Genomic DNA, 5,995 nt, shown 5'->3' on the forward strand with positions numbered 1-5,995 from the left:
GTTTCGAATTTCCAAAATTTACCGGGCTATCGGTCGTTCGTTTACAATGTATCCCCCTGGCGTCTAAGGCCGCGGCTACGTCGCCGAGATATAAAGCGATGCGGTGCGGTTCCCGCGCCGAAGCCGCCGCCTCGACGATGCGCGGAAATTGCGCGAGCAGTTTGACGAGGCCGAGCTCATAATCGTCGAGGCGGCCCGCGTTCGGTAGAGCATCGGCGACACCTGCTTCGGCCAGCTTGCGCTTCAATGATGCGATCCGGGCATGGGCATATTGGACATAAAAGACGGGGTTGTCGCGTGACGCCTCGACCACCTTGGCAAAGTCGAAATCCATCTGCGCGTCGGCTTTACGCGTCAGCATGGTGAAACGCACCGCATCCTTGCCAACCTCGTCGACGATGTCGGCGAGGGTGACGAAATTGCCGGCGCGCTTTGACATTTTGAACGGTTCGCCATTTTTGAGCAGGCGGACCATCTGGACCAGCTTGACGTCGAATTTCTTCTTGCCGTCGGTCAGCGCCGCAACCGCAGCCTTGATCCGCTTGACCGTCCCCGCATGGTCGGCGCCCCAGATGTCGATCAACTCGTCCGCAGTCTCAGCCTTCTGGAAATGATAGGCGAGGTCGGCGCCGAAATAGGTCCAGCTGCCGTCCGATTTTTTGATCGGCCGGTCCTGGTCGTCGCCGAACTTGGTCGAGCGGAACAGCGGCAGCTCGACCGGTTCCCAATCCTCGGGTGTCTCGCCCTTCGGCGCTTCGAGCACGCCGTCATAGACAAGGTCGTGGTCGCGCAGCCATTTTTCGGCGGTCTCGGGCTTTCCTGCCGCCTGCAACTCGGCTTCGGACGAAAACAGATCGTGATGGATGCCGAGTTTGGCGAGGTCAGCGCGGATCATGTCCATCATCGCACTGACCGCCTCGGCGCGGAATAGCCCAAGCCACGCGCTCTCGGGCGCGCCGACGAAGCGGTCGCCATATTCGGTCGCCAGCTTGCCCGCGACGGGGATCAGATAATCGCCGGGATAGAGCCCCTCGGGAACCGCCCCGACGTGTTCGCCCAGCGCCTCACGGTAGCGCAGATGGACCGATCGCGCGAGCACGTCGACCTGTCCCCCGGCGTCGTTGACATAATATTCGCGGATCACGTCGTAGCCCGAATATTCGAGCAGCGCCGCCAGTGCGTCGCCAACCACCGCGCCGCGGCAATGGCCGACGTGCATCGGACCGGTCGGGTTCGCCGACACATATTCGACATTGACCCGCCGCCCCTGCCCCATGGCCGAGCGACCATAATCGTCGGCTGCGCCATGGATCAGCGCCAGCTCTTCGCGCCAGCTGCCATCGACGAGGTGCAAGTTGAGGAACCCCGGCCCGGCGACACTCGCCTCGGTCACTTCATCGAGCGCGCCGAGTTCAGCAACCAGCAGGTCGGCAAGCGCGCGCGGGTTCATCCCGGCAGGCTTGGCGAGTACCATCGCGGCATTGGTGGCGACATCGCCATGTGCGGGATCGCGCGGCGGTTCGACGCTGATCGCGGCGCGGTCGAGTCCGGCAGGCATGGCGCCTTTGGCGACAAGCGCATCGAGCGCGGCGTCGATATGGTCGGAAAAACGGCTGAACAGGGTCACGGGATGGGCCTAACTTCGATCAGAAAAGTCTTGCGCGCGCCCTATCGCAGCTGAGCGGGCGCGAAAAGCCCCGCGTCGCCCGGTCGGCGCGCGGGGCCATAGAAATGCGAACGGCGCGGAGCGCCGCCGCGGCTATCGTCGGACGTTATATTCTAGCTGTTCCTGCGTCAGCTGGAAACCGATCAGCAGTTCGAAACTGGCGCGCTGCACTGCGGCGCGCACTTCGGGCTGGCTGAGCGGATCGATCGCAGCGTCCTGGTCGCCCGCTTTGCGCTTGCGGGTGATGCGTTCCTGAATGTCGGCAGGCAAAGTCGCGGCGGCGCGATCGACATAAGCCGATGCCTGCGCCCGGCCGGTACCGCGCGTCTGCCCTTCGGGGAAAGTGACCACAACATTGCCAAGTCGCTTGGCCACCACGGCGGTGCCGCCCTGCAGGACCGTGCCATAATAAGGCAAAGTCACCGACCGCGCCGGACCGGCGTCACGGCGCGTCGCGACGACGTCGAAACTGGCGAGCTGATAAACCTTCTCACTCGCATCGTTGCACTGCGGCGTCACATTGGTGATTGCGGCAACAACATCGATGGCGCGCGCATCGCGGCTGGTTGCCGGGTCGAAAAGGGTGATGTCGCCGGTGTGCAGCGGCACCGCCACCGCGGGACAGGCGCTACGCGTTGCAGTAATGCCGACACCGCCCGCGATATCGATTTCATTGTCCTTCGCACAGCCCGCCGCCGTCGCCATGGCCGCCGTGCCGCACAGCACAGTCAGAAATTTACGCGACGGGAACGAAATGGACATCATGATAAACGGGCTTTCCAAACAGGCTTGCCAATGCGGCTTGCGGTGCATCGGGATGGTCGATCCCGCGTCATGCGCGCCGCTTCTTATCGGTGCGATGAACGCGGCGCAACACGGACGAACTTCTTTACCCGGCGCCATATGCTGCGCTAGAGCGCCCGCATCATGAACGCTCCCCATCTGACACCGCGCCCGAACGGCGACGAAACCGCAGAACTCAAGGTTTTGATCGCGGCACCGCGCGGCTTTTGCGCAGGCGTCGATCGCGCTATCCGTATCGTCGAACTGGCGCTCGAGCGGTTTGGCGCGCCGGTTTATGTCCGTCACGAGATCGTGCACAATCGCTATGTCGTCGATACGCTGAAGGCGCAGGGCGCGATTTTTGTCGAATCGCTCGATCAGGTTCCCGACGGCGTCCCGGTGGTATTCAGCGCCCACGGTGTTCCCAAAGCGGTCCCCGCTAAGGCCGAAATGCGCGGGCTCGACTATATCGACGCGACCTGTCCGCTGGTATCGAAGGTCCATCGCCAGGCTGAACGCGCGCATGAAGCGGGACGACACATCATATTTGTCGGCCATGCCGGTCACCCCGAAGTCATCGGCACGCTGGGCCAGTTACCTGAAGGCGCGATGACGTTAGTCGAATCGGTCGACGATGTAACAGCACTGTCGCCGTCCGATCCCGGTAAGTTGGCGTTCCTGACTCAGACCACGCTGTCGGTCGACGATACGCGCGATATCGTGACAGCGCTTCAACATCGCTTCCCCGCCATCACCGGACCGCGTGGCGAAGATATTTGCTACGCAACCTCGAACCGGCAGGACGCGGTCAAGGCGATCGCCGAAGATTGCGACCGCATGATCGTGATCGGCGCGCCAAACAGCTCGAACAGTCTGCGTCTCGTTGAAGTTGCGCAGCGGATGGGAACCCCCGCGCATCTGGTGCAGCGCGGCACCGACGTAGATCCTGACTGGCTTACCGATATCGCAACGCTGGGCGTCACGGCAGGCGCCAGCGCGCCCGAGACGCTCGTCCGCGAAGTCATCGACGCCGTCGCTGCGCACCGGCGGATCGTTGAGGAGGTCGTGGTAACGGCCGAGGAAAATATGGTGTTCAAACTGCCGCGCGGGCTAGAACCGGCGTCCGCCTGATGGCGGTCTATACCCACGTTGACCCTGACGACCTGGCCGCACTTGTGGCGCGATATGAGATAGGCAGCGTCCTGTCCTGCAAGGGCATTGCCGAGGGCGTCGAGAACAGCAATTTCCTGCTCGAGACGACCGGCGGACGCTTCATCCTCACCCTCTATGAAAAACGCGTGCGGAAAGGCGACCTGCCGTTCTTTGTCGATCTGCTCGATCATCTTGCGGCCAGCGGTTCGCCAGTCCCCGCAATGATCCGCGACCGTAGTGGCATCGCCGTTCAGCAGATTTCAGGCCGCGCCGCCTGCATCATCCAGTTTCTGTCGGGCATCTCGCTGACCCATCCCACGCCAGCGCAGTGCGAGGCGGCAGGTGTCGCTTTGGGCGCCATGCACCGCGCGCTGGCCGGATATGATGGTGCCCGCGCGAACAGCATGGGCCATCGTCATTGGCGCGAGGTCGCAAATGCTACCGGCGATCTCGACGCGGTCCGTCCGGGCTTGCAGGCGACTGTAGACGAAGAGTTTGGCTTTTTGGATGCCCATTGGCCGACAGACCTGCCCGCGCATGTCATCCATGCCGACCTGTTTCCCGACAATGTGCTGATGCTCGGCGACCGGGTAACGGGGCTGATTGACTTCTATTTCGCTGCCAGCGATTTCCGGGCATATGATCTCGTGATCACGCACGCGGCGTGGACCTTTTCCGCCGATGGCAGCACCTGCGACCCGGCCCTGGCGCAGGCATTGATGCGCGGTTATGCACGCGAAGTCGCGTTGACTGATGGGGAGATTGCCGCCTTGCCGACGCTGGCGCGCGGCGCATCGCTGCGTTTTCTGCTCACCCGCGCGCATGACTGGGTCCACACCCCTGCCGACGCGCTGGTCACCCGCAAAGACCCCTCGCCCTTCCTGGCACGCCTGCTGCGCTATCGCGCCGACGACGCTGCCAGTCTGTTTTCCCCCGCATGAGCGACGCACAAAGCAAGACGGTGATCGTCGCGACCGACGGCGCGTGCAAGGGCAACCCCGGTCCGGGCGGCTGGGGCGCGGTGCTGCGCTGGGGCGATGTGGTGAAAAAACTGTCGGGGGGCGAACCCGACACGACGAACAATCGCATGGAGCTGATGGCGGCGATTGAAGCACTGGCCGCGCTGAAACGGCGCTGCAACGTCGAGCTGTCGACCGACAGCGTCTATGTTCGCGACGGCATTACCAAATGGATCTTTGGCTGGCAGAAAAACGGCTGGAAGACCGCCGCCAAAAAGCCTGTGGCCAATGCCGACCTGTGGCAGCGGCTACTCGCCGAGGCCAAGCGCCACGACATCGAATGGCTGTGGGTCAAGGGCCACGCCGGGCATGGCGATAACGAGATCGCCGATCAGTTGGCGAGCGATGCCGCATTGGAAGTGGCGCGGGGAAAGTAGCGCGGGCGCGCTGTACGCCCGCGCCCGTCAAATCATTCGGCCTCGCGCGTTTCGGCTGCGGGTCCGTTCTTCTTGATCGATTCGATCGCATTGATCGCCGACGCCTTGCTGGAATAACCTTCGGTCCAGAAAATCGTTTCGCTATTATATTTGAAATAGGCGACATGCTCGCCGGCCTTGTTCTTCTTGATCTCGAAATAATGGGCCATCGGATCCTCCATCGATCGTTGTCGCGCCCAAGGTGTCGCGACGCATCCATCGTAAGCTGACGGCTGCGGCGCGCAAGACGCCAGATTGATATCAGGCGAAGCGCGATGCCGCGAAGGGCGCCGGATCGACGGCGCCGATTGTGCCGCTGGGCGCGGGCGCCCCAAGCTGTGCCGCGAGCAGCGCCGCGATAGCGGGCGCCGTCTGGATACCGAAGCCGCCTTGCCCGGCGCACCAGATGAAACCGGGCTGGTGCGGGTCAGCACCGAACACCGGGATACGGTCGGGCGCAAAGCTGCGCAGTCCCGCCCATTTGCGCTCGACCGCGGCGACGGGCCAGTCGACGACTGCCTGCAAACGGTCAATCGCGATCGCGACATCGACATCTTCCGGCGCCGCATCATGCGGATCGACCCGCGTTTCGTCATGCGGGCTGAGCCAAACCCGACCTTGGCTTTCGCCCTTGAAATAGAAACCACCGCCGACGTGGATGATAAGCGGCAACTCGGCGGGGACCGGCACACCCAGCCGCAGCTGAATGACGGTGCGGCGATAGGGCTGGATCCCGATCGGCGCGACCCCGCACGCCGCGGCCACTCGGTCGGCCCACGCACCCGCCGCGTTGACGATCAGCGCCGCGTGGATCGTCTCCCCGCCCACTTCGACGTCCCACCCACTCGCAGACCGCCGCGCCGATTGCAGTGGCGCGCGGGTCGCGATACGCGCCCCCGCGCGTCTGGCGCCGCGCAGATAGGCCGCGTGAAGCGCAGCGACATCGATGTCGCTGCACG

7 protein-coding genes are annotated in these 5,995 nt (G+C 63.7%); 3 read left to right on the forward strand and 4 right to left on the reverse strand.

What is annotated here, in order from left to right:
* On the reverse strand, positions 1-1,627 hold a 1,627-nt coding region (argS, locus tag K0M74_RS13710), incomplete at its 3' end, for an arginine--tRNA ligase (RefSeq protein ID WP_293973424.1).
* 132 nt (positions 1,628-1,759) lie between these two features.
* A complete protein-coding gene (locus tag K0M74_RS13715; RefSeq protein ID WP_293973426.1) occupies positions 1,760-2,431 on the reverse strand; it encodes a hypothetical protein in 672 nt (223 codons plus the stop codon).
* 162 nt (positions 2,432-2,593) lie between these two features.
* Between K0M74_RS13715 and ispH the strand changes: the two genes are divergently transcribed.
* From ispH to rnhA, 3 genes are read left to right on the forward strand one after another with little or no spacing between them, the layout of a single operon-like run.
* Positions 2,594-3,580, forward strand: coding sequence for a 4-hydroxy-3-methylbut-2-enyl diphosphate reductase (gene ispH / locus K0M74_RS13720; RefSeq protein ID WP_293973429.1), 987 nt, complete (start codon positions 2,594-2,596; stop codon positions 3,578-3,580).
* On the forward strand, positions 3,580-4,542 hold the full coding sequence (thrB, locus tag K0M74_RS13725; protein ID WP_293973432.1) for a homoserine kinase: 963 nt from the start codon (positions 3,580-3,582) through the stop codon (positions 4,540-4,542). The genes ispH and thrB overlap by 1 nt, the downstream gene beginning before the upstream one ends.
* Positions 4,539-4,997 (forward strand): ribonuclease HI, encoded by a 459-nt coding sequence (gene rnhA, locus K0M74_RS13730; protein WP_293973435.1) that lies wholly within the window; start codon positions 4,539-4,541, stop codon positions 4,995-4,997. Before thrB ends, rnhA begins: the two co-directional genes overlap by 4 nt.
* Positions 4,998-5,029: 32 nt before the next feature.
* Here rnhA and K0M74_RS13735 read toward each other — a convergent pair whose 3' ends face one another.
* Complete coding sequence (locus K0M74_RS13735; RefSeq protein ID WP_088441443.1) at positions 5,030-5,206, reverse strand: DUF1508 domain-containing protein; 177 nt, start codon at positions 5,204-5,206, stop codon at positions 5,030-5,032.
* Positions 5,207-5,297: 91 nt separating this feature from the next.
* The coding region (locus K0M74_RS13740) for an FAD-binding oxidoreductase (protein ID WP_293973440.1) at positions 5,298-5,995 on the reverse strand (698 nt) is incomplete at its 5' end.

It is taken from the genome of Sphingopyxis sp. (assembly GCF_019459305.1).
Classification (GTDB): Bacteria; Pseudomonadota; Alphaproteobacteria; order Sphingomonadales; family Sphingomonadaceae; genus Sphingopyxis.

What these genes read in the sequence shown, in the direction of transcription:
- K0M74_RS13715 (WP_293973426.1), bottom strand. Translation starts at nt 2,431, where the DNA reads ATGATGTCCATTTCGTTCCCGTCGCGTAAATTTCTGACTGTGCTGTGC.
- ispH (WP_293973429.1), top strand. Translation starts at nt 2,594, where the DNA reads ATGAACGCTCCCCATCTGACACCGCGCCCGAACGGCGACGAAACCGCA.
- thrB (WP_293973432.1), top strand. Translation starts at nt 3,580, where the DNA reads ATGGCGGTCTATACCCACGTTGACCCTGACGACCTGGCCGCACTTGTG.
- rnhA (WP_293973435.1), top strand. Translation starts at nt 4,539, where the DNA reads ATGAGCGACGCACAAAGCAAGACGGTGATCGTCGCGACCGACGGCGCG.
- K0M74_RS13735 (WP_088441443.1), bottom strand. Translation starts at nt 5,206, where the DNA reads ATGGCCCATTATTTCGAGATCAAGAAGAACAAGGCCGGCGAGCATGTC.